The following is a 23880-nucleotide window of genomic DNA, read 5'->3' as shown; positions in this document are numbered from 1 at the left end:
CACCCCTACTTTCGTAGGGGGTCTGCGTCGCACAACGGCCGAACCGTGGCCCCTTCCCGGTTCCTACCGTCGAATCCATGAACCACACCGACAAGCAGGACACGAACCGGGCCACCGCCGCGACACGCACCCGTACGGATGGCTGGGCGTTCCTGCGGGAAGCCGTGCGCGACCTGCGCACCACCGGCGCCATCGCCCCCAGCGGCAAGGCCCTGGCCCGCACCCTGACCGACCCCGTCCGCGTCCGTGCCCCGCGCCCGCTGGCCGTCCTGGAGGCCGGTGCCGGCACCGGCGCGGTCACCAGCGCCCTGCTGCCCCAGCTGCCCCGCGGCAGCCGCCTCGACGTCGTCGAGGCCAACCCCCGCTTCACCCCCCGGCTCCGGCACCTCGTCGACACCCGGGCCGCCCGGCACACCCAGGTCACCGTGCACCAGGCCCTGGTCGAGGACCTGGACACCGACCGCCGCTACGACGTCATCGTCTCCGGCCTGCCGCTCACCAACTTCACCCCCGACCAGGTCGAAAAGATCATGGCCCGCTACATGGACCTCCTGCACCCCGGCGGCACCCTCTCCTACTTCGCCTACCTTGGCACCCGCAAGGCCCGCACCCTGTTCTCCTCCCGCGCCGAAGCGCGCCGCCACGCCGCCGTCGACGAGATCATGACCGCCTACCAACACCGCTACGCCGCCGGCCGCTGGACGGTCCTCGCCAACCTGCCCCCGGCCCACGTCTGGGAACTGCGGCGCCCCGAGACCCCCGGCGACCGGAAGCGCACGCTCGGTGTCCCGCTCGGGCGAGACAGCCGGCAGGCCGGTGTCCAGCGGTGAACTTCCTGACCGACGCCCTCGCCCACCTGCCGCCGACCGCCGTATACGCGGTACTGGCCCTGGTCGTCTGCGCCGAGTCGGCCCTGCTGCTCGGCGCCTTCACCCCGACCCTCGCCCTGCTGCTGACGGTCGGCGCCATGGCCCGCGCCGGCACCGTCAGCCTTCCCCTCGTCATCGCGGCCGCTGGCGCGGCAGCGGTCGTGGGCGACTACCTCGCCCACCGCACCGGCGGCTTCCTGGGCGAGCGCCTGCGCACCGGCCGCATCGGAGCCCGCATCCCCGCCGCCGCCTGGCAGCACGCCGAAACCCTTATGACCCGCCACGCGGGCCGCGCCGTCTTCCTCGGCCGCTTCCTGCCGATGGTCCGCACCCTCACCCCCCACCTCGCCGGCGCCACCCGGCTGCCCTACCGGCGCATCGCCCCTTACAGCGCCGTCGCCGCCGGCCTGTGGGCCGCCGCCGAAGCCGGCACCGGATACCTCGCCGCGACCTCCCTTCAGCGCCTTCTCACCCTCGGCGGTCCCGTCCTTGGCGTCGTCGCCCTCGCGGTCATCGCGGGTGTGGTCCTGTGGCTGAGGAAGCGCAGGTAGCTGCCCGGTCCAGCCCGAATGGTGCCGTCCTGCCCGAAACACCCGGCACGGCATCACACTGTGCGGCCCTGACGTCGGTCGGTCGGCCGACCGAGGCCGGCAGCGGGGCGGACCGTCAGGAAGCCTCGGTGTGGTTCTGCGGGTCGAACTTGGTGAAGTCGACGTCCAGGTGCTGCTCGTACGCCTCCGGCGCCAGGTCGAGCTCGTGGGTGGAGTACTCGCCGAACCGCATGATCTTCTCGGTCAGATAGGGCGAGACCTCCGCCAGGTCCTCCGGCTCGACCTTCCAGCCCTCGGCCTGCAGCTCGCGCACCGCCTGGGCGATGTCCAGGGTGTTGTGGAAGATCAGGCAGTTGCTGAGCAGGGCGTTGAACTTGACCACCTTCTCCTGCTCGACCGGGTCGTTGTCGGTGATGACGCCCCGGTTGCCGAACCGTACCCACTCGGAGAAGCCGTTGTACGCCTCGACCTTGTTGGTCGCGGCCGTCACCCGCCGGCGCATCTGCGGATCGGTCAGGTAGCGCAGCAACTGGATGGTGCGGATCACCCGGCCCACCTCGCGGAACGCCGCGTAGTGGGCGTTCTTGCGCGACCCGGAGCGCAGGCGCCGCAGCAGCAGCACCGATGAGACGGTGCCCTCGCGCACCGACAGCGCGACCCGCATCAGGTCCTTGAAGTGGTGCTCGATGAGGTCCCAGTCGATGACGTTGCGCCCCGCCTCGCCGAACAGCGCGTCGATGTGGACGTAGGAGGTCTGCCGGGTGGGCCGGAAGAACACCAGGTCCTTCCAGTTCCTCATCCTCGGCATCAGCTCGAACCCCAGCAGGTGTGCCAGGCTGAACACCGGGTAGCTCTGGCCCTGCGTGTCCGCGTGGATCGTGGTCGGCTGGATCTCGGACTCGTTCTTCAGCAGCCCCTCGATGATGTACACCGCCTCCCACACGCCGCAGGGGATGAAGTGGGTGAACAGCGCGATGTAGGTGTCGGCGACGTGGTGGTAGGCGATGCCGCCGGGCCGGCCGTAGCGGATCGAGGTCTCGGCGACCAGGTTGTTCAGGTAGGTGTCCATGTGGGTGCCGTCGGCTGCCACCGCCGTGCCGTCGCCCCAGGCCCGGGACATGTCCAGCTGGCCGTGGGCGTTGACCACATCCGTGATCGCCTGGTTCAGCTTGGCGACGGTGAAGTGCCGGTTCGCGGTGGCCGACAGCTCGTGCCCGCTCACCCCGCTGATGTGCCGGGCCGCCTCATAGGGGCCCATGTTGGTGCCGTTGACGAAGGTCGTGATGACGTACCGGCCGAAGGCGTCCTTGAGCTTGGGGTCGTGGCCGGAGGCCGGCCCGAAGCGCCGCCACCACTCGATCCAGTACGCGGTGCGCGCCAGCACGCCGAGTAGCGACCGCTCGGGCAGGCGGGCCTTGATGGCCTGCTCCAGCTTCACCGCGCTCGGGCGCCGCTCGTCCGCCCGATACTTCTCCAGCGTGGGCACCCCGGTCTTCGGGTCGATGAACAGGCCCTCGTTCTCCGGGTAGCCGCAGTCCGCGGCGGCTGCGGCCTCGGTGAGCCGGTCCTGCAACTGGGCGCGGAACGCGGCGGCGTCGAACGGCGTCTCGTCGCCGGCTTCGCGGAAGCCGACCTCGACCAGGTAGGCCGGCAGCCGCTCCTCCACCTCCCGCCATCCCAGCAGCTGCTGGCTCCAGTCGGCGTACTCCTCCGAGCCGGGGACTGCGATGTCGCCGCACCGCAGCTCCTCGGCGAGGTTGAAGAGCACCATCGCCTCGAAGTGCCGGCGCACGTACGAGCCCGGGCGGGTCCGGTCCCGCACGATCTTCTGCCAGTTCTGGGTGGCGAAGCGGATGTCCACCACCCCGGTGTCGCGGCCCTTGTCGTCCACACCCCGTACCGGGATGTAGTCGCGCGAGTTGCGGAACCGCAGCAGGTGTCTGAAGGCGTCCAGCACACGGCTGTCCTCGCTGGTGGCCACCAGGTCCAGGCTCTCCAGCAGGTTCAGCATCACCGAGCGGTCGGCCTTCAGGTGCCCGTGCATCAGCACCTCCCAGTTGTCGCCGTGGTGGGCGGAGACCTTCTCGATCTGGGCGTACTGGGCGTCGAACCCGCCGAAGCCGTCCACTGCCGAGGTCACGCTGAACAGGCCGTTGGACTGCACCATCAGGCCCTCGGCCAGCTTCAGGAACGCCGCCGCGACCTGCTGCTTCAGGCGCCGGTTCACCTCCGAGGCCCCGGCCGCCTCGTCCAGGCCCTCCAGCGCGTCCAGGGTCTCCTTGGTCAGCGCGCCGGCCTTCGCCCGGGCCCTCTGCGCGGGCCCGTCCGTGTCCACCTGCCGCAGCAGCGTGCGGTAGTTGCCGATCAGGCCCTCCACGATCGCCTGCTGCCGGCTGCGGATCTCCTCCAGCTCGGTGCGGGCCCGCTTCGCCTTGATCGCCACCCGCTTGGCGAACATCGTGGTCAGGTCGTCGCGCACCCGCATCCGGGCCTTGTGGACCAGGCACGCGATCAGCGTGACCCGCTTGACCTCCGCATAGTCCTGCAACACGCCCGCGTCTGCCGCCTCCGCCTCCCCGGCGAAGTCCGCGATCTTCCCGGCCGCCAGGCCCTCCAGCCACACCCCGGTCTCGCCCAGGCCGTCCAGCCACTTGCGGTGGTCCGCCAGCTTCCTCATGTTCGACCAGGTAGCCCGCTGGGCGGACTGCTTGAGCTGGTTGAACACCGTCTTGCGGTCCAGCCCCACCACGGTCAGCAGCCGCAGCAACCTGGCCCGTTCCTCCTCGCCGACCCGCTCGTAGATCCGGTTGAAGATGTCGCTGTTCACCTCCGTGCGGATGCTCATCGCCATCCGGTCCAGCGTGGAGAACGCCGGCAGCTCCAGGCCCTTCTGGACCAGCTGCTCCAGCGCTACGTTGATCAGGTCCGCTGGGTTGTTCTTCGAGCCGGCCTCGGCCCGGATCACCTCGCGCGCCACCTGCCGGGCCTCACCCGCGTCGAACCGGATTCCCTCGACCCGGGCCCGGACCAGGCCGCGGTGGGCCTCCGCCGTCCGCACCGAGGCGTACTGGCCCGGCGCGGTGCCCTCCGGCAGTTCCACCACCTTGCGGACGAAGTCGACCACCGTGTCCGGTACCTCCTCCCACTTCGGGAAGCGCGCCATCCGCTGGTAGGACTTCAAGAGCAGCAGCAGCGACAGCTGGTGGTCCTCGCTGTCCGCGCGCTCCTGGCACCACGCGACCTCCTCACGGCTCGGCGAGAAGAACAGGTGCAGCTCACGCGCGGTGATCAGCCGCTTGAACCGCGGATACGCCGTCCGCTCGATCGACGTCATGTCCCACTGACCGCCCAACTCCGATGCCAACACGACCACGGGAGCACACCCGCGCGGTGGGCATCGTCATGGAAGATCGACGGGCGGGGACCGGAACGCCCCAAGCCAGGACATGGCAGAACGCCAGATGATATTGATCCGCTCATGGGGACCCGGCCGGCGGATCAAGGCTTCAAGATCATCTCAATGTGGGTTTCGCAGGCACCTTGGCCGGACCCCTATCTTGGAACAACCATTTCAAGTACCCGGGAGCGGTCCGCCATGCCCGACATCAAGCACTTCGACCCGGAGCTGGCGCTGGAGCGCGCCGAGCGGCTGTTCTGGCAGCACGGCGCGGCCGAGGCGTCGATCCAGGACGTCGTCGCCGCGACCGGGCTGAACCGCTCCAGCCTCTACGCCACCTTCGGCGGCAAGCAGCAGCTCTACCACGCCGCGCTGCGCCGCTACCTGCGACACCGCGCGCAGCCGGCCTTCCGCCAACTCGCAGACGATGGCCGGGGCCTGCCCGCCGTGCGGGACTTCTTCGGCGGGCTGATCGCGGTCCGATGCTCGGGCGAGCACGCGGGCTGGGGCTGCATGGTCGTCAACGCCCATCTGGGCACCGAACACCACGACCCGGAGGTTCGCGCGCTGCTCGACGACCACCACCGCCAACTCCGCGACGCGCTACACACCGCCCTCGACGCCGCCCGCCGCGACGGCCAGTTGTCCCCGCACCTGGCCGTCGCCGCCGCCGCCGAAACCCTGGCCCTGCTCGCCTACGGCGTCAACCTCCGCTCCCGCAACGGCGCCGACGCGGACAGCCTGCTGCGGACCGTCACCGACACCCTCGCCCTGTTCGGGGCCTGACGCGCGGTACCCCGCCGGATCACGCCCTCGTCCCGCTCCTCGGCATCGTGGCGCTGCTGCCACCCGGTGCGGCCCCGCCGCCGGGCCACACGAGAGTGCCGGGCGCAGACCGGGCTCCGGTCAGGGGGTCGGCCGCTCGATCAGAGCGGAACACCGTCGAGCGGCTGATCGACATGCTGAATGCCTGGCGAGGCATCGCCACCCGATATGACAAAACACCTGGAAGGTTCGCCGCCAGCACCGCCCGGCTCTGCGCGCGGCCGGCACCCCAACAGCCAGCCCGGAGCGCGAGGCCGCTGCGACCCGGGGGCTCAATCAGCCCGAACGCCCCAGCCCGGGTCGACCGGTGTGAGGACTCCGAGCCGCTCCTCGATCGCCTCGGCCGCGGCCAAACACAGGTCCTCGCGGAACGCGCGACCGACGACCTGCACTCCGGACGGCAGCCCGCCGGCCAGCCCGGTCGGCACGGCCACCCCAGGCACACCCACGAAGCTGGTCACGGTGCACAGGCGCAGCCCCGACCCGACGCGGTCCCGTCCGGCCCGGTCGCGGGACTCCAGTCCGGGTTCGACGGGCGGTTCGGTGAACGACGGGCCGAGCAGGAGCGGGTAGTCGTGGAGGAATTCGGCCCAGGAGCGGCGGATGTGCAGCCAGGTGCCCATGAGCTTCATGAACTCGTCCGCGCTCGCCGGCGGGGTCCGCTCCATCACCAGCCCGATGAAGCGGTCGCCGCCCTCGCCGAGCAGCTTGCGCACCACCGGCCAGGTCGGGGCGAACTCGGTCACGATGATCCGGTGGTAGGCGTCGAGCGCTTCGTCCAGCCGAGGCACGTCCGGGACTTCGTGCACGTCGTACCCGGCGTCCCGCAGCGCGTCGGCCGCGGTCACGACGGCCGCGCGCACCATGGGGTGGACGCCGTGCCCGCCGGGGTCCGCCACGACCGCGACCTTCACCGGCCCGGGGAGGGGCTCGCCGTACGCGGGCACCGGTACGGCCCGCGGGTCCCGCGGATCGGTGCCGACCAGTACCTCGTACGCCAGCCGAAGATCGCCCACGCTCCGGGCGAACGGGCCGTCGGTGACCAGCAGCTGGGACGCAGGGCCGGGGTCGTCCGAGCCGAGGATCCGGTGGTCGGCGGGGAAGCGGCCGGTGGTCGGCTTCAGCCCGGCCACACCGCAGAACTGGGCCGGGACCCGCACCGATCCCCCGGAGTCGTTGCCGAGCCCGAGCGCGGCCATGCCCGTGGCGACGGCCACCGCGTCGCCCCCGCTCGATCCGCCGGGAGTCCGGTCGCGGTCCCAAGGGTTGACCGTGTCCCCGAATAGCTCGCTGCGCGTGTGCATCCCGGCCACGATCAGGGTGGGCAAGTTGCTGTGCCCGATCGGGATCGCCCCGGCCGCGCGCAGCCGGGCCACCGGGGGCGCGTCCGCCGGGGCCACCAGGTCGCGGAAGCGCGGGGTGCCGAACGTGGTCGGCACGCCCTCGATGGCCGTGGACTCCTTCACCGTGAACGGCACCCCCGCGAGCGGTCCCAGCTCCTCGCCGGCGGCCCGCCGCCGGTCCGTCCGCTCGGCGGCCTCCCGGGCGCGCTCCGCCAGAAGCTGGGTGACCGCGTTCACCTCCGGGTTGACCTCGGCGATGCGTTCCAGATGGCTTTCCACCAGCTCGACGGCGCAGACCTCACCACCGCGCACCGCCTCCGCCTGCGCGGCAGCCGACAGCTTCCACAGGGCATCCCCCATGAGTCTCGTCCTCCCCGTCCACGTTCCGATGCGCTTGCATCGGAACTGTATCCTGGGAACCGATACGCCCGCATCGAATAACGGATCGACCAACGGAGGCCCCAGGCATGCCCAGACAGGTTGATCACGAGGACCGGCGCCGGCGGATCGCCGAGGCCGTCTGCCTCCTCGCCGACGAGCACGGGCTGGAGGGCGTGACCCTGCGCGACGTCGCCGCCCGCGCGCAGGTGTCGATGGGCGCCGTGCAGCGCTGCTTCCGCAGCAAGGAGGAGATGCTCACGTTCACGCTCGGGAACATCGGCGAACGGATCACCGAACGCGCCCGGGCCCGCCTCGTCCGGAGCCCCGCCCAATCGGCCGCCACCGCCCTGGGCCACGCGGTCACCGAAGTCGCACTGCTCCGCGAAGAACATCACACCGAGGCGCGGGTCTGGCTCGCCTTCGTCGCGCAGGCCGTGGTCAGTGAGCCGCTCGCCGACACGCTGAAGGCCAACTACGCGGCCCTGCACGAGACATTCACCCAGCTCATCCGGGAAGTCGGCGAGAGCGCCGGACGCGCTGCGCCCGTCGACCCGCAGCGCGAGGCCCACGCCCTCCTTGCCCTCGCCGACGGCCTCACCGCCCACGTCCTCATCGGCCGTCTCACCTCGCAAGAGGCGCAGGATGTCCTGCACACGCACCTGGGCGGCCTCTGGGAGCGGCATGTCCTACCGGGTCACACCACCGTGAACGTCCTGGGCCGCTGACGCGTGATCTGACTCACCGTCCACCGTTCGGGCCCGCCGTCCAACCGGGTCGTCCTCCTCTTCGCCCAGCCGCTCCGACGCCTGGCCCGGCTCACCGTCCACGACGTCCTCGCCGACGGCCACCGGGTCCTGCTCCGGCTCGGCGGGCCGCCCACCCCAGTCCCCGAGCCCTTCGCCAGCTCGCCGCACACCTACGTCCGCACCGGGCGGCCGAACCGGCCCGGCGCAACCATGCCGACCGGCGACTGGCTCTTCCCCGGGCGCCGGGCCGGACAGCCCCTGGACCCCGCGACGCTCGGCAGGCGGCTCGCCGTCACGGGCATCCCCACCCTGCACGGCCGCACCGCCGCCCTACGGCAACTCGTTCTGCAAGCGCCCCCGTCCGTGGTCGCCGGGATGCTCGGCTACCACACCGTCCACGCCGAAGCCCTCGCCGCCGAGGCTGGCAGCACCTGGAAGAAGCACGCCCCCGGCGACCACAGTCGCTGAACGCCTCCCACGTCCACGGCAGTATCGCGACCAGCACCATGCGGACCAGGTCCACCACGGCGAGCGAGCGCAACGTGGTGAACCGCTCCATCAGCGGACGTCCCACGGTGCCGAGCACGATGTACGGCACCGACTCCGCGATGGCCACCAGGCCCATCGCCGCGCCGCCGGATCTCTGCCAGGCCAGCCACATCACCGCCAAGGCATACAGCCGGTCACCGAACACCGACGCCGTCTGCGCGCCCCACAGGAGAAGAACCGGGCCCCGCCGAAGCAGCCGCACGTATCGCAAGATCGTTCGCCCTCCGGAAAGACGAAGTCCCGGCAGCAGGCTCGCCACCGGGAACTCCCGTAACCCTAGGGAAAGGTGAAGATCACCTGTCGCAGACTCCCCGGCCGCCCCGCGGGCCGGCCCGGTTCGCTGCGCCGACCACTGCGGCCCGGCCGCCGCGGTGGTCAGGGCCTGCTGCCCGGTCGGCGTTCAAGACCGTTCGTCGTTCTCTGCGGCGTGCCGGCGGTGCTGGCGCTCACCGCCGGGGCGGGCCGCGGCGCGCCCCGGGCCACCACCTGACCGGCGGCCACCGGGGCCCCCCGTCGAGCCGTTCCGGGGAGACCGTCCACGCCGAGCTGCGCAGCCGCGCAAGCCCCGGTCCATCCGGCGAGGCCAAGCGCGCGATGGCACAGACAGCCGGGGGTGTGGCCCCGGCACAGAGAGGATCCGATGCTGCTCGAGGCTCTCATCCGGGCGCCCTACTCGAAGTGCGAGCCTAAGATCCGGCGGGTTTCCTGGCGGGAGAACGCATCCGACGGGAAGGGCGACAGACCATGACGGTGACAGCGGACCTCGACAAGCTCCTCGACAAGGCGTACGAGAACCTGACGCTGGAGGAGGTGCTCAAGGCCCCGGTGTCGGCCCTGGCCGGGTTGACCGACGCCCACGGCACTGCGCTCGAAGCGCTGAAGATCAAGAGCGTCGGCGACCTCGGACGGAACCGGTACATCCGCGCCGCTGTCGCCATGGCCGATCTGCAGGACCGCGCCCACTGAGCGGACCTACCCGGACCGGGCACGGGGCTGCTGGAACAGGTTTGACCGGCGCATTCGGGGTGAGAAGGACGGTCGAGAGTGGCTCCGGCCCACCCCCCCCCGGGCCCGCGGAGCGCTTCGGCCGTGGACCCGGCCGCCAGCACCCCCCACTGGCAGCCGGGTCCACGCGCATGTCCGGCCGGCTTCGGAGCGACCGTTGCCGCCGAGGCGCTGAGCGACGCCCGCGCCCTGGTCGCGGTGTCGGCGCGCAGCAACCGGGCGAGGGCGGACAAGGACATCTCGGAGTGGCTGCCGCCGCTGCAGGCCTACCGCTGCACCTACCTCACGGACTGGACCGCCGTGAAGACCCGCTGGGGCCTGTCCGTCGACGGTAGGGCGCGAGAGGCGGTGCAGGAGCTCGCGACCGGCTGCCCCGACGCACTGACCGTGACTCTCGCCCGCTGACCCACGGAATACCTCCTTCGCCGCGTCGACGCCGCCGCCCGGCACCGGATCCCGTTCCCGTTGCTGTTCGACGCGGGGCTGGAACCGGCCGCAGCCCTGTGGCTGCCCACCTTCCTTCCGCGCCGCGGTCGCCGAACGCCTCAAGCGGCTCACGCTGGTCCTCGACGCCAACCGCACCGTCCGGGGCGTCCTCTACCCGGTCGCCGACCCGGCCGGCTCGGTCGAGGACGCCCCGGCGATCCTCGACGGCCTCGCTGCCCGCTGAGGCGAAGGCGCCCCAGGCGTGGAGGGCGGGTCGGACGCCGACCGCACCGACCGCTACTGCCGGGCTGGCGGGGCGGCTGGCCGCCGGAACCGAGTACGCGTACTCATGTGCTGTGGCCGCGTGGGCGGGAAGCATGGCCCGATGAGCCGTGAACGCCGTGTCAAGGCGAAGCTGAAGAAGTTATTCGGGACCGTGGGGGTCCTGACCATCTTCGCCGTGCAGGCGCTGAACTCCGGTGTGCCGGCGACGTGGCGACTGCGCCTTGTCGTCCGTTCCAAGGCCGTCCGACGGGCCCGCGACGAGGCCGAGGAACGGTCGCGGGAGCGGCTGGCCACGATCGCGCGGTCGTGCGGACTGCGGCCCGTCCTCAGCCAGAGGGTGGACCAGTGCCGACGGGCTTCCCGGGTCCACCTCTTCAGTGGTTCCAGCGTGGCCCTGAGGGGAGAGCTGCGGATCACCGCCTACTTCGTACCGTCGGCGCCCATGGACCAGGTGGTGCCCGAGCTGATCGAGCGCCTTCCGTCCCGGCGCATCCCCTTCTCGGACGAGTTCGAACCGAAACCGGATCCCAGCAGCCCTGGCCCCCACTCCGGCTCCGACAACCAGCAGTACGTTCGTCTCGACTGGGACATTTCCGGCGAGCACCTCGTCACCCTGTGGCAGCCCCGCAAAGACCGGCACGACCTTCGCCTGCACATCTCGACCGATCCCGAGGCAACGACCCTCGAGTCGGGAGACCCACGGCCCCCTTGTCTCCTGGACCCTCAGCACCGCCTACCACGAGCGACCGACCAGGAACTGGCTCGACAGGCTCTACCACTAAAAACCACCACGGTGGGAGCCGCGGCCCCGCGACGGCGGTGCGCACCTGCTCCACCGACTCGCGCAACGCGTCGGTCAGGCGCTGTGCCTCGGCCTCGCCGACCCGGAAAGCCGGCTCCTGGTGCTCTCACTCGCCCGCACCCTTCCTGCCCGCCAGCGGCTGCCCGAACACGGCGCCGGCTCATGCCATACCTGTACGGGTTGTGTCATTGACCGGCCATTTCCCCAGGTTGGAGCGATTCACAGGCAGGCTGTGTCACCTCTGTTCGGGCAGGCGGCCCGGTCGGCTGCCACGGCGGCGTCCATCGTGGCGGCCAGCCCGGGCAGCTCGCGCTCCGGCTCGTCGAGCACCGAGGACGGCATCGCCGCGGCGAGCGCGCAGACTGCGGCCAACGCGATCCGTTCCCCCATCGCCGGCTCCGGCAGCCCCGCGCCGTGCACCCGGCCGACGACGACGTCGGCCGCCAGGACGTGCGCCAGCTCATCGGCCAGCTGCCGGGGCGCGCGGCCTGGACAGCGGCCAGCCCGGCGGGACCGGCCGCCGGCCGGGAGGGCCGTGCAGGACCACACGCGGGCGCGGACCGGTGCTGCGCAGGGCGTAGCAGTGGTCCGCGGCGAGATCGCACCTGCTGTGCATCTTGACCGCGGACCGGGTGAGGGGCCGCCCGGCCGGGCGGCGGGGGCTCAGCGGTGGAGCAGGTGCTGCGCGAGGAGCGCTCGGCGGCCCAAGACCCCGGCGTGCGGCCACCACCGCCGCCCCCGCGCCCTGATGAGAGCCGCGAGCCGTTCCAGCGTATGGCCGTCGGGCCGGTCCATCGCCTCGACAAGGTCTGCTTTAGACAACCGACGAAGGACACCACCGCTCAGTCGCAGGGTGGTTGATGTGCGTGGGAAAAGCGGGGTGAGGGGCGCGCGCGATTCTGCTGAGAGGGTCGTGGCCTTGGCGGTTGTCTAAAACAAGTCTTTCGAGACGTGTGCGGAGGCTTCGCCCAGGCCGGTGCGCCATCGACTCGGTGAGAATCCGCGCCCTCGAAGGGGGCCACTGACCGGACCGAATCGGTCAGCGTGAGACCGGTCCGACGCTGCAAACCCCCCAGGTGTGGGTCTCCCACTCCACTCGCCGGTCAGTCGGCTCCAGCACCAGCGGCTCGTCTGCTACCTCGGCGATCCACGTCAACAGCACCCCAGAAGTATCCGGCACACCTTGGCACCAAGAACCACCAAAAGAAGACACATCTAAGCGGTCGCCTTCCCCGGGTCTTCGGGGGTGGCTGCCCTGTGCGCTCCCAAGACTCCGGAGGGGCGCAAGTACGAGAAAGAAGCCGTCCAAACCGGGATCTCATCCGAGGTACGGCTGCTCCCGCGGATACGGGGAGGAGTTGACCGACTCAATCCGCACGACCGCGCCCGGCGGCTGACTCCCGCGGGTGCGGGGAGGAGGGCGGCCGCACCAGCGCAGTCGAACTGGCCCACGGCTGACCCCCGCGGGTGCGGGGAGGAGAGTTTCGCCTCGGCGGTGCGCCGGGTTCACGGCCGTGGGCCGCCTCCGTGCGGTCGCGCACGTACGGGGACCCGCTGCTCCGCCGCGCCGTGAAGGGAGTCGCGGGTCTCCCCTCACGGCTCTCGGAGGATGAGCTGGGCCTCTCTGACCGTGAACTCCTCACGCCCGCACGGTGTCGTGACACCGTGCGGCGAGGTGGAGACGGTGACGATCCCGTCGTCGTCCGGCGGGCCGAAGCACTCGCGGACCACACAGTCGACGGTGACCTCCACCGGATAGGCCGAATCAGGGTGGAGATCCATCCCGCCGCCGAAGACCGGGGCCTTGTCGAGCAACGACCAGCGCCGTCCGCCCGCATCGGTGAGCCGGACCTCCACGATCCCCGGGAACGAATCGCCGTCCACCCAGCGGACGGCCTCGCACCGCAGCTCGACCATCGATGTCCCCGGATCCCTCATCCAGACCACCCATCGCAGTGCTCGAACCCGTCCTCCACGCTGCCGCGGAACGCCAGCGCCTCACGGCCGATCCCGAGGGCGCCGAGCAGGGTGTCGAGCGCCGCCTCCGGGTCTTCCGTGGAACGGTCCACCCACACGAGCGTGTAGGGCGGCGTGGTTCCCTCGAGCTCACTCAGGGCGAAGGCCGTCCCCTCGACGCGGAACATGGCGACGTCGACGGGACCGAGATCCTCCCAACCGCGTTCGACCGTCAGCCGCAGACGCGCCGCGAGCGCCGCCAGCGGCGGGCGCAACCCCGCCACCGCCCGGAACGAGCTCGCCGCGAACTGCCACATGCTCTGCTGGAACGCCGGATTGCGCTTACCGCCCTGGTACGACGGGGCCGTCTCCCAGTCCGGCTCCGGCCCCGGCACCTCGAACTCGACCATCCCGCCCCCCGGCGTCGTCACTGTCACCCGTGGTCACCGTATCCTCCAGCCCCCGCCCGTAGGACGCCGGAGCTACCGCGAGGCCGAAGGCCCGCTGCGGCTCTGGCCTTCCAGGCCGAGGCCCGGCCCGTCCTGCCGCGTCTGCCGGCTCTGCTGGGCCAGCCGTTGGGCGGTCAGGACCCGCTGGGCGTCCTCGGCGGCGCGCTGGGCGGGGGGCTGGGCGCCGCGCCGGTCCAGCTCGTTCTGGATCAAGCCCACCGAGGTTCCCAGGCCGCTCGCGCGCTGCTGCGCCTCCAGTGCCTCGGCCCGGGCCGCCTCCACGCCCCGCTGACGTGAGGCCGCGGTCCTCGCGAGCACCTCGGCGTGGCTGCCGCCCGCCTCCTGCCAGGCCTCGAGGACGGCGTCGTGCTGGTCGGCGGGCCCGGCCAGTCTCCTGGCCGACTCCAGCCGGTCGCGAGCGTAGATGAGCTCGTCCTCCTTCTGCGTCGCGGACGACAGGAGCTCGGCCGCGCGCTGTCCGAGCGCCTCGCGGTCGGCGCCGCGCACGACCTGCCGCCCGAGCACGCCGCGCTCCGCCAGTTGCCGCTCGATCTCGGCGGCCTGCTCCCGCGCCTGCCCGACCTCGGCGCTCAGGCGCTCCACCAGCTCGGTGGCGTACCGGGCGTCCAGGATGGCGTCCACCTGCCTCGCGCGTTCGGTGACGCCCTGTTCGACCTCCCCGCCCGGGGCGAGCGCGCGGCGGCGAGCCCCGCGGCCCGGGACTCGGCGTGCACGGCGTGGTTCCGGGCGGCCGCCGCCTCCTCGGTGACCCGGGCGAGCGTCGCCGCGAGTCGGCGTCCGGCACGCTGCTGTAAGGCCCGGCGGCCTGGTCGGCGACGACGGCGGGCACTCGTTGCCATGGCCTGGGACTGCCCCGCCGCCGGCTGGGCGCCGAGTAGCACCATACGTGGCACGGCCTGAGGCGCGGCTCCGCCGAAAACGAAGTCGCGAACACCGCCTCGGCAGTCGAACGCCGCTAACAGTTCGTCCTCGGTCAGCTGACAGGAGCGCGGGTCAGGCACGCGGAACCTGCCGAAGTTCGTCGTCCCACAGACCGATCTGCCTGATGATCGCCTCTCGGTCGTAGGCGGGGACCTGCCGTCGGATGTCACGCACCGCTGTGACGCGCTCCCACCATTCGGCCTGTTCCTCGTCGCTGTCGGCTGCTCGGTGCAGGCTGACGTAGCGGGCGACCAACTGATTCGCGCGCTCGTCGAGAGCCTCGTACACCATCGCGGTGGGAACGTCCTCGTCGAATTCGGTGTCCATCTGTTTCCCCCTCTCATGGATTGTCGTCAGGGGCAGCAGCTCGTTCGAACCCCGCTGTCCGGGATGCCTCTCGTTCACTCCGGAGAACGTCGCGTCGGCGGGCAACGGGCGAAGTCGACGATCTCCGCGCCGAACACCTCCCGGAGGTGCTCCGGCGTCAGCTCGTGCGAGGCGGAGTCAGCCACGGCGCTCCGCGTCCAGCTGGCGGATCCTGGCCGTCCACGCGCTGATTTTGCTGATCATGGCGACCCTGTCGTCGACGTCGACTGCCTCTTTCTCGTCCCGGAGGTCGATGACCTTGCCCCACCAGTGGCGGCGCCCGTCCTCGGTGGCGGCGTCGTCAGAGAGGGCCACGTAGCGGGCCGACAGGTGCGTCGCGGTGTCGATGAGCATGTCGTAGACCACAGAGGTGGGTACGTCGTCGGGAATGGAGACGGTCGGGCTGTGCTCAGTCATCTTGCTCCTCGATTCGCGGGCTCGGGCCTTGTCTTCAGCGAGGTTCACCAAACCCCTTCGTCGTCAGATAGCTCGTTCCGTCGGATGATCGCCGTCCGGTCGCAGACGGGAGCCTGTCGCTCTGTGTCGCTCATCGCGATGACGCGGTTCGAGCCGCGCGGTGTCGACGGGGGCAAGGTCCGCACCCGGACGGCTGGGTCCCGCATCGGCCGCCGGAGGCTGCCCGATCGGCATGGTGATCCAGGAGAACCGGTCTCGGGTTGTGTCCGGGCATGTAACCAACCTACCGACAACTCACGCTCTCCAACGGCTGGTTGTCGGAACCCGTCAGCTCATTTCCCATGGCGATCACCCCATTCCGACTGAGTATTCGTACGGATGGGAATCGACGGGTCACCGAGATAAACCGTCCTGGAAACCGACAGCGGCCACGCGTGAGCGCCCTACAGCCCTGGGCCACCGAATCCCCGACCGCCGCGGTCCCGATCACGGCCCGGCTGGTGCCGCTCCTGCGGGCACTGGGAGTCGACGGCGCGCTGTCGCGCGGCCTGGATCCGCCGCGCCTCCTCGGCGACGCGCTGGTTGTGGGGCAGGGCGTCGCGGCGGTTCATCTCCTGGCGGATCGCCGTCGTCGAGGCCTGCAGGGCGTCCCAGCGTTCCCACGCGGCCTTGGCCTCGTCCCAGGCGGCGCGCAGGCCGCGGCGGCGGGAGGCCTTCGTGCGTTCGAGGACGGTGTCCCGGGTGCCGCCGGCCTGCTGCCAGTTCTCCAGCAGTCGTTCGTGTTCGGCGGGGTCGCCCGCCTGGGCGATGGCCTGGACGATCTGCTGCCGGGCCCGCTCGGCGCGGCCCTCGCGGACGGCGGTCAGCCGTCGCTCCAGGGCCTGACGGTCGGCGCCGCGCACGGCGGGCCGGCCGAAGAGGGCGGTTTCGGCGAGCCGTTCCTCGATGCCGGATGCCTCCCGGTCCGCTTCATCAGCCCCGGCCCCGGCCTCCAGTGTCTGGATCAGGTCGGCGGCCTCGCGCATCCGGAGGATCGCCGCGACCCGCTCGGCTCGCCGTGTGACCTGCTGTTCGACCTCGCCGCCCGGATCGAGTGCGGCGGCGAGCGCGGCGGCCTCGGCGTCCCGGGCGGTCGCCTGCCGGTAGGCGCTCTCCGCGGCGTCGGCGGCGTGGGCCATGGCGTCCGTGAGTTCGACGTCCGACAGCGTCGCGTAGGGGAGCCCCTGCCACACGGGCGGTTCGACCGCCGCGGGAGTGGTCTCCTCGACGGGCGCCTCGTCGGGAAGGTCCGGCGTCGTCTCCTCGGCGACGGCGACGTCCCGGCCCTCGGGCGGTCCGCCGCTCGACGCCGCGAAGGCCGGACCGTCCGCGCCCGGGGCCCGCGTCTGGTCGGCGACGAGCGGTGCGAGGGAGTCGAGGCGCGGTTCGGGCCCGGCCGCCGGGTACAGGGCCTCGCTCCGCCGGGCGGCGGCCTCGACGGCGCGGGCCCGGCGGCCGACCTCGGCGACCTCGTCGTGCAGTGCCTGCCACGCCCGGGCGTCCCGCTCGTCGTCCGGCCGCCCGCCGATCCCGGGGTCGCCGTCGCGCAGCCCTCGGCGGGTGCGCCAGGCGTCGGCGAGGGAAACGGCGCGCTCCCAGGCCTCGCGCAGGTCGTGGTCCGGCGGTGGGACGGGGCCGAGGACGCGCGCCCAGGCGGGCGGGTCCTGGGCGAGGACGCGGCCGGTGCGGCGCAGCGCGGCCTCGATGACCTCGCGGCGTTCGCGCAGGTGGTCGATCCAGGCGGGCGGGGTGTGCCCGTCCCGTTCGACCGTGCGCTCCGCGAGCCACTCGGGCACCGGGCCGCTGTGGTCGGGGACGGGCGGGGGGCTGCCCGGCAGGAGGCGGCGCAGGCGCTGCTCGGCGCGGATCCGCGCGATGACCACGTCGGCCCGCTCCCCCCGCCGGCGGGCCTCCTCCTGTGCCTCGACGTTGGCACCCATCGTCGCGGAGACGATGACGCCTTCCTGGCCCGCGGTGGCCGCGTGGCCGGTGCCCGGTTCGCGTTGCCAGATCTCGCGCATGCGGTCGATCGGCGCCATCCGGGCGCGCAGCCTCTGCTCGTGCACGAGCGCGGCCAGGGTCTCGTAGGCCTCTCGCGCGGACGCGGAGTCGGGGTCCGTGCGGCCGAGGGCACGGGCGTAGCGGCGGGTCCAGGCGATCTCCTCGGCGAGCCGGGCGCGGGTGCGGTCTCCGTACACGCGGTGGGGCCAGGCCTGGACCTCCCGGCCGTCGACCCTGACGCGGCGCGGCTGGTTGGCCACCCGGGCGTCGGCCCGGTGGAGTTCCTCCAGCGCGTGGGCGCGGCGCTCGGCGGCGCGTTCGGCCAGGGCGTCGAGTTGTTCGGCCGTCAGGTCGGCCAGGGGGCGGCGGGGGCTGTGCTCCCGCAGTGTCCGCAGGGTGTCCCGGGCCTGTTCGACGTGGTTGTCGATACGCCAGGACAGTACGGCGGAGGCGTCCTCGGCGTCGTGGAAGTCCCGCTCGCCGTGGGCGGCGCGCAGGATGCGCTCGGGGGCGAAGCCCTCGCGTTCGGCGTCGCGGACGGCGCGCACGACGGCGGGCCAGGCGTCGGCGGCGATGAACGCCTCGGCGGCGGGGCCGAGGACGTCGCGCAGCATGGTCTCGTAGCGCAGGGACAGCGCGCGGGCGTGGGCGTCGGTGTACTCGGCCGCGAGTCGGCGGATGCCCCAGGCCCGGTCCCATTCCTCGCGGACGGTGTCGGTGGCGGAGCGGGAGGCCTGGGTGTTGCGGGCGATGGCGTGCAGGACGTCGGCGATCGTCCGTCCGTCGTCGAGGACGACGTAGGCGCGGTTCTCCTGGCGGCCGCGGGTCCTCGCGACGTAGGCGGATTCGCGGGCGGTGCGTTCGGTGAACAGGCCGCCGCCGGTGTCGACGGTGGCGCCCTGGCCGCGGTGGGCGGTGCCGGCGTAGCCGAGGTCGACGGACCGGGCCACGTAGTCGGCGGGGAGGGTGGCGCGCCCGCCGTGGCCGGTGTGGCGCACGACCAGGGAGCCGTCGTCCTGGACGCTGAGGACCGACCACTGGTCGCCGTTCTTGACGAAGTCCTTGCCGCCGCGCACGACGTTCCTGCGGGCGTTCCTGCGGGCGTTCCTGCGGGTGACGACGAGGTCGCCGCCGTGGGCGCGGGCGCCGTCGCGCAGCCGTGCGGCGCGGGTGGTGTCGAGGCGTCCGGTGGCGAGGCGGTGGGCCTGGGCCATGGCGTTGAGCTCGTCGACGGTGGCGTTGTCGTCGGCCATCATCATGGCGGTGAGGCCGGCCTCGGTGTCGCGCTGCCAGTCGGCGAAGACCTGGTGGAGCATCTGCTCCCGGGTGCCCGCGACGACGCGTCCCCGGTCGAGGTACCAGGTCCAGGCGTCCTCGGGCTCGCCTCCGCGCAGGGCGAGGGAGGCGGCGGCCTCGCCCGGGGCGCGGAAGCGGTGGACGGACTCCAGTTCGACCACGTCCGCGGTGCCGGCGAGCAGGCGCAGCGCGCCGCCAAGCTCGCCGCGAAGTCCGCGGCGGCCGACGCCCTCGTCGTCGCCCTGCTCGACACCGGTGCCGACGCCGCCGAGGCGGCGGAGCGCATCGGGCTGTCGCAGGCTGCGGTCAAGGCTGCGAGGCGGCGTCACACCGCCGCTGAGACCGCGTCGGCCGCGCGCGTGCGTCAGCCGGCGACCGAGGGCGCGGGGCCGCATGCGTCGTAGACGCCGCGAGCCGTGCCGGCCCGGCGGGGACTGCCGTACGCATCCCCCGCCGCAGCGGACCCAGGAAGAATCGAACCTCGGTGGTCACCGCACCGCTCGTGTCCGGCTGCCCCCCGCGCGTGCGGGGAAAGGGCCTCCCAGATGAACGGGAAGCGCGCGCCGTACGGCTGACCCCCGCAGAGCGCGGGGAGGGACGCATCGAAACGGTCGCTGGTGACGAGCACGACCGGCTGACCCCCGCGTGTGCGAGGAAGGGACTTTCCGCCCCGCGGCGATGCAGCACCTTTGCAACTTCTTGACCCGCCATGGCCCAGTCGTGCCACCTGCTGGGTCTCCACGAGGGATCAGAACATCTTCCCACACGACGTCATCGAGGCGAGGGCGATCTCACCCCACCACCACGCGCAGGTCGGACCACAGCAACCGGGGTTCGATTCTCGCGCTTGAGTTACTGCCTTTCAGGCGTTCTCCCCCCTCTGCCGCACAAACGTCGCCATGCCTGCCGAGGAAAAACCAGGAACCCCGCTTCAAAGAGAAGAGGTCGACTCTCGGCACGGAATCAGATCCGATCATTGTGCCCAATGACACGCGGGTCGGGTGAGGCTCCTACGTGATCATCTGGAATGCTGTTCCCCGTCCGCCGCCCTCGGCTTTGAGCGGCGGGCATCCGCAGTACCGGGCAACACCGCCCGGGAAGCCCACGGAGAGAACGGAACATCATGAAGCCATCTGTGCTTGTCGTGTCCACCGACCCCCAGGGGTCCGCCGTCGTCTGGGCGGAGCGGGTGGGAGACAACCTGCCCTTCGACTTCATGGCGGCGCACGAGCAGGCCGATCAGCTGATCCACCTGAAGAAGACCGGCGCGAAGATCCACGTCATCGCCAACCAGAAGGGCGGCGTGGGCAAGACCACCACCACGGTCAACCTCGCGGCGTGCACCTTCGACGTGCTGGGCGAGAAGGACGAGTACGAGCACATCTTCATCGACACGCCGGGCACCCTGGCCGATGAGGAGATCCTGCGCCGGGCGCTGGAGATCGCGGACGACGTCCTCGTCCCGATGATCACCGAGCCGCTGTGCTTCGACCCGACGGCCCGCACCATCCAGAAGGTCATCGAGCCGATGGACATCCCCTTCCGGATCGTCGTCAACAACTGGGACCCCCGGGACGGCCGCGCCGACCTCGAGGACACCGAGGCGTACATCGCGGCGAAGGGCTGGCCGCGCGCCAAGACCGTCCTGCGCCGCTACAAGATCCACTCGCGGGCGGTCGCCGAGGGGACCGTCGTCACCCAGTACAAGGAGAGCGGCACCGCCTACCGGGCGCGCGAGGACTTCTTCCGCCTGTCCCTCGAGCTCGGGTACGGGGGTCGCTGATGGCCGGCCGTCGCGTCTCCTTCGCGTCCATGGCCGCCGACCCGGTCGTCGACGCCCCGGGTGTGGACAGCAGCCCCAAGGACACCACCGCGCGGTGGGTCCCCACCGCCAACTGCCTGCCCAACCCGCGCAACCCGCGCGACGAGCTGGGCGACCTCTCGGACCTGGCGAGCATCAAGGACCGACAGCTGCAGAGCTGCCTCGCCGTCACGCCGGAGGCGTACCTGCGGCTGTGGCCGGAGGATCGGCAGGCGCTCGGAGCGGGCCCGCAGGACGTGGTCATCGTCAACGGCAACCGCCGGCGGGCGGCCGCGCAGCTGTACGGGCGGGGGCAGCTGCTCGTCGTCGTGGACGACACGGTGGCGGAGTCCAAGGCGACCCTGCTGCGCGCCGCGCTCGACGAGAACATGGCGCGCAAGGACTTCGACCCGATCGAGGAGGCCAACGCGGTCCTGCTCATCGTGGCGCAGTACCCGACCGCCAAGGAGGCCGCCGAGGCCGAGGGCTGGTCCCAGAGCTGGATCTCGCACCGCAAGAACCTGTTGAAGCTCCATCCGGAGCTGCAGCGCCAGGTGCGGGCCAAGGCGCGCGGCGAGGAGGGCGTCTCCATCAACGTCGCGCGTCGCCTGGGATCGGTGAAGGGCATCGAGGAGATGTCCCTGGCCGAGCAGACGGCCGAGCTGGAGCAACTGCTCCAGTCGGACGCCGACGCGGTGGCGGCCAAGCGGGCGGCGCGGGTGGAGGCGAAGGCCGCGGCCAAGGCCGCTCCTGCCGACGTGCCGGCCCCGCAGCCGACGGTCGCCCCGACGCCGGCCGCCCGACCGGTGGTGGAGGCGACGCCGGCGGCTCCGCAGCCGGTGGTTCCTCCGACGTCCCGGCCGGAACCTGCCCCGCAGGCTCCGGTTGCGAGCACGGAGCCCACGCCGAGCGCCGACCGATTTTCCGCGGAAAATTCCGAACCGGTCCCGATGCCGGAGCAGCGCGAGAAGCCCGCAGCACCGACCCCGGTGGTGGAGCTCGGCGACGTCGACTGGCACAACGTCGAGGAACTGGCAGACGCCATCTGCCGCACCCTCTCGGCCGATGAGGCCTACCGCCTCGCCGACGCCCTGGCCAACCGTCTGCTGACGACCAGCAGCTGACGTACCCGTGGTGTCCCGCCTCTCCCGGAAGGCGAGGCGGGACACCACAGCTGTCACGGGTCCGACCGCCGACGCGAGTCGGCGGCCAACATCCTCACCGACACTCCGCGGACGCTGCCAGGCCCGCTCATGGCACGATGTCCAGCGCTCCTTGACTCCTCAACAGCCCCCTTCCCACACACAGCGACGCACTGGCAGGCAGTCGATGCCAACACGCCATCAGTAAAGAAATCGCAAAGCCGTTGCTGCGCCGCAGGTCAGGAAGTCTCCTCCCCGCACACGCGGGGGTCAGCCAGATCGCCGAGGCGAAGGAAGCGGCCGCGAAGGCCTCCTCCCCGCACACGCGGGGGTCAGCCGGTCTCCTTCGACTGCCAGGTGCCGCAGCCGTCCTCCTCCCCGCACACGCGGGGGTCAGCCGCCCGACGGCACGTTGATCGTGGTCTTGCTCCACTCCTCCCCGCACACGCGGGGGTCAGCCGCCGAGACAGCCGCACAGCTCCATGACGTCGCGCTCCTCCCCGCACACGCGGGGGTCAGCCGGGGCCCGGCTCCTCCGGCGGCCAGACGAAGGGCTCCTCCCCGCACACGCGGGGGTCAGCCGCTCTTCGTGGGCATCGCCATCGGCTTCTTCCTCTCCTCCCCGCACACGCGGGGGTCAGCCGGACGATGTCCGCGTGGTCCTCGGCCTGCGGGCCTCCTCCCCGCACACGCGGGGGTCAGCCGCGGTAGGTGGCCAGGGCGGCCTCGAAAGTCGACTCCTCCCCGCACACGCGGGGGTCAGCCGCACTCGCCCTCTCGGAGGACGTGCAGTCCGTCCTCCTCCCCGCACACGCGGGGGTCAGCCGGCGGTGGGCGGCGGCGGCGCACAGCGCGTCCGCTCCTCCCCGCACACGCGGGGGTCAGCCGCCCTGGCATCTGACCAGCGCCCAGTACGCCGAGCTCCTCCCCGCACACGCGGGGGTCAGCCGGGCGGGATGGGGCCGCACGTGCGCTGGTGGGTCTCCTCCCCGCACACGCGGGGGTCAGCCGCGTTCGTTGCTCAGAGGCGAACCACCTTGGACCTCCTCCCCGCACACGCGGGGGTCAGCCGGATCCGACCGGCACGGCGATGCACGCCGTGATCTCCTCCCCGCACACGCGGGGGTCAGCCGTGCCAGGCCGTCGACGGCACATGGACCAGCCCCTCCTCCCCGCACACGCGGGGGTCAGCCGCTGTGCGGCGGCCCCGTCGGTGCTGTCAGAGGCTCCTCCCCGCACACGCGGGGGTCAGCCGGGGCGCAGCTGCTCCTCCCGGGCCTACCGGGCCTCCTCCCCGCACACGCGGGGGTCAGCCGCGGGCGACGACTGCGGAGACGCGGTAGTAGTACTCCTCCCCGCACACGCGGGGGTCAGCCGCAGGCTCCGGGCTGGAGCCTGGATCGACCCTTCTCCTCCCCGCACACGCGGGGGTCAGCCGCAGGCTCCGGGCTGGAGCCTGGATCGACCCTTCTCCTCCCCGCACACGCGGGGGTCAGCCGTAGCCGACGACGCGGCTCGACCTTCGGGGGGTCTCCTCCCCGCACACGCGGGGGTCAGCCGCAGCTGCGCGAGGCCGGGGAGGTGTCGGCGTGCTCCTCCCCGCACACGCGGGGGTCAGCCGGAGCGCAGCGCGAGATAGAGCTGCACCGTGGTCTCCTCCCCACACACGCGGGGGTCAGCCGCGGATCGGCATCGACATCGACGCCGCGACGGCCTCCTCCCCGCACACGCGGGGGTCAGCCGCAGCGGCTCGGGGCGGGCGCCTCGCCGTGCGCCTCCTCCCCGCACACGCGGGGGTCAGCCGATCGAGGAGAAGGTCACCGTCCGGGACAGCCCCTCCTCCCCGCACACGCGGGGGTCAGCCGGACGCCGGCGAGCTGAGCGACGAACAGATCCTCTCCTCCCCGCCCCCGCGGGGGTCAGCCGCTGTACGACCGCTCCGCCCCCTCGCCGGCCTCTCCTCCCCGCACACGCGGGGGTCAGCCGCGTAGTGGACCGGGTGGTCCAGGTTGCCTGGGCTCCTCCCCGCCCCCGCGGGGGTCAGCCGCTGTACGACCGCTCCGCCCCCTCGCCGGCCTCTCCTCCCCGCACACGCGGGGGTCAGCCGCGTAGTGGACCGGGTGGTCCAGGTTGCCTGGGCTCCTCCCCGCACACGCGGGGGTCAGCCGCTGTACGACCGCTCCGCCCCCTCGCCGGCCTCTCCTCCCCGCACACGCGGGGGTCAGCCGCGTAGTGGACCGGGTGGTCCAGGTTGCCTGGGCTCCTCCCCGCACACGCGGGGGTCAGCCGCAC

18 protein-coding genes and 1 CRISPR repeat array are annotated in these 23880 nt (G+C 72.2%); of the genes, 9 read left to right on the top strand and 9 right to left on the bottom strand.

Annotated elements, in window-relative coordinates:
* The first annotated feature begins 77 nt into the window (after positions 1-77).
* Both ACZ6Y7_RS25880 and ACZ6Y7_RS25875 read left to right on the top strand, forming a co-directional pair.
* Entirely contained in the window at positions 78-830 is a 753-nt protein-coding gene (locus tag ACZ6Y7_RS25880) for a class I SAM-dependent methyltransferase (protein ID WP_465760322.1), read from the top strand.
* The gene (locus ACZ6Y7_RS25875; RefSeq protein ID WP_465760321.1) at positions 827-1420 is read left to right on the top strand and encodes a DedA family protein; all 594 of its coding nucleotides are present in this window, start codon (positions 827-829) and stop codon (positions 1418-1420) included. The genes ACZ6Y7_RS25880 and ACZ6Y7_RS25875 overlap by 4 nt, the downstream gene beginning before the upstream one ends.
* A 115-nt stretch (positions 1421-1535) precedes the next feature.
* On the opposite strand, the gene ACZ6Y7_RS25870 is transcribed toward ACZ6Y7_RS25875, so the two are convergent.
* Positions 1536-4754, bottom strand: a complete 3219-nt coding sequence (locus tag ACZ6Y7_RS25870; RefSeq protein ID WP_465760320.1) for a Tn3 family transposase — start codon at positions 4752-4754, stop codon at positions 1536-1538.
* A 261-nt stretch (positions 4755-5015) separates the two neighbouring features.
* Here ACZ6Y7_RS25870 and ACZ6Y7_RS25865 point away from each other — a divergent pair, with 261 nt between their 5' ends.
* Positions 5016-5603: a TetR/AcrR family transcriptional regulator gene (locus ACZ6Y7_RS25865; protein ID WP_465760319.1), complete on the top strand. Its 588-nt coding sequence runs from the start codon at positions 5016-5018 to the stop codon at positions 5601-5603.
* A 311-nt stretch (positions 5604-5914) separates the two neighbouring features.
* Here ACZ6Y7_RS25865 and ACZ6Y7_RS25860 read toward each other — a convergent pair whose 3' ends face one another.
* Positions 5915-7345 carry an amidase gene (locus ACZ6Y7_RS25860; RefSeq protein ID WP_465760318.1) on the bottom strand — a complete coding sequence of 477 codons (1431 nt, stop codon included), beginning with the start codon at positions 7343-7345 and terminating at the stop codon, positions 5915-5917.
* Between the two features lie 107 nt (positions 7346-7452).
* Between ACZ6Y7_RS25860 and ACZ6Y7_RS25855 the strand changes: the two genes are divergently transcribed.
* From ACZ6Y7_RS25855 to ACZ6Y7_RS25840, 4 genes are all read left to right on the top strand, one after another.
* Entirely contained in the window at positions 7453-8091 is a 639-nt protein-coding gene (locus tag ACZ6Y7_RS25855; protein ID WP_465760317.1) for a TetR/AcrR family transcriptional regulator, read from the top strand.
* Between the two features lie 231 nt (positions 8092-8322).
* Complete coding sequence (locus ACZ6Y7_RS25850) at positions 8323-8580, top strand: hypothetical protein (RefSeq protein ID WP_465760316.1); 258 nt, start codon at positions 8323-8325, stop codon at positions 8578-8580.
* A gap of 825 nt (positions 8581-9405) precedes the next feature.
* Positions 9406-9627: a hypothetical protein gene (locus ACZ6Y7_RS25845; protein ID WP_465760315.1), complete on the top strand. Its 222-nt coding sequence runs from the start codon at positions 9406-9408 to the stop codon at positions 9625-9627.
* Between the two features lie 123 nt (positions 9628-9750).
* Complete coding sequence (locus ACZ6Y7_RS25840; protein WP_465760314.1) at positions 9751-10071, top strand: hypothetical protein; 321 nt, start codon at positions 9751-9753, stop codon at positions 10069-10071.
* Positions 10072-11398: 1327 nt separating this feature from the next.
* On the opposite strand, the gene ACZ6Y7_RS25835 is transcribed toward ACZ6Y7_RS25840, so the two are convergent.
* The 7 genes from ACZ6Y7_RS25835 to ACZ6Y7_RS25805 form a co-directional block, all read right to left on the bottom strand.
* On the bottom strand, positions 11399-11569 hold the full coding sequence (locus ACZ6Y7_RS25835; protein ID WP_465760313.1) for a hypothetical protein: 171 nt from the start codon (positions 11567-11569) through the stop codon (positions 11399-11401).
* Positions 11570-12772: 1203 nt separating this feature from the next.
* Positions 12773-13096 (bottom strand): hypothetical protein, encoded by a 324-nt coding sequence (locus tag ACZ6Y7_RS25830; RefSeq protein ID WP_465760312.1) that lies wholly within the window; start codon positions 13094-13096, stop codon positions 12773-12775.
* 17 nt (positions 13097-13113) lie between these two features.
* Entirely contained in the window at positions 13114-13572 is a 459-nt protein-coding gene (locus ACZ6Y7_RS25825; RefSeq protein WP_465760311.1) for a hypothetical protein, read from the bottom strand.
* A 45-nt stretch (positions 13573-13617) separates the two neighbouring features.
* Positions 13618-14226 (bottom strand): hypothetical protein, encoded by a 609-nt coding sequence (locus ACZ6Y7_RS25820; protein ID WP_465760310.1) that lies wholly within the window; start codon positions 14224-14226, stop codon positions 13618-13620.
* Positions 14227-14598: 372 nt separating this feature from the next.
* On the bottom strand, positions 14599-14853 hold the full coding sequence (locus ACZ6Y7_RS25815) for a hypothetical protein (RefSeq protein WP_465760309.1): 255 nt from the start codon (positions 14851-14853) through the stop codon (positions 14599-14601).
* Positions 14854-15030: 177 nt separating this feature from the next.
* Positions 15031-15309, bottom strand: a complete 279-nt coding sequence (locus ACZ6Y7_RS25810; protein WP_465760308.1) for a hypothetical protein — start codon at positions 15307-15309, stop codon at positions 15031-15033.
* Between the two features lie 443 nt (positions 15310-15752).
* Complete coding sequence (locus ACZ6Y7_RS25805) at positions 15753-18974, bottom strand: AAA family ATPase (protein WP_465760307.1); 3222 nt, start codon at positions 18972-18974, stop codon at positions 15753-15755.
* A 794-nt stretch (positions 18975-19768) separates the two neighbouring features.
* On the opposite strand from ACZ6Y7_RS25805, the gene ACZ6Y7_RS25800 reads away from it, so the two are divergent.
* Complete coding sequence (locus tag ACZ6Y7_RS25800; protein ID WP_465760306.1) at positions 19769-20428, top strand: ParA family protein; 660 nt, start codon at positions 19769-19771, stop codon at positions 20426-20428.
* Positions 20428-21570 carry a ParB/RepB/Spo0J family partition protein gene (locus tag ACZ6Y7_RS25795; protein ID WP_465760305.1) on the top strand — a complete coding sequence of 381 codons (1143 nt, stop codon included), beginning with the start codon at positions 20428-20430 and terminating at the stop codon, positions 21568-21570. Before ACZ6Y7_RS25800 ends, ACZ6Y7_RS25795 begins: the two co-directional genes overlap by 1 nt.
* A gap of 266 nt (positions 21571-21836) precedes the next feature.
* A CRISPR array of direct repeats spans positions 21837-23877; the repeat unit is 29 nt; unit sequence CTCCTCCCCGCACACGCGGGGGTCAGCCG.
* Positions 23878-23880 lie beyond the last annotated feature (3 nt).

The organism is Kitasatospora sp. NPDC053308 (assembly GCF_055585785.1).
Note: the sequence above shows the minus strand (reverse complement) of the source record. Positions and strands in the feature narration are given on the sequence as shown.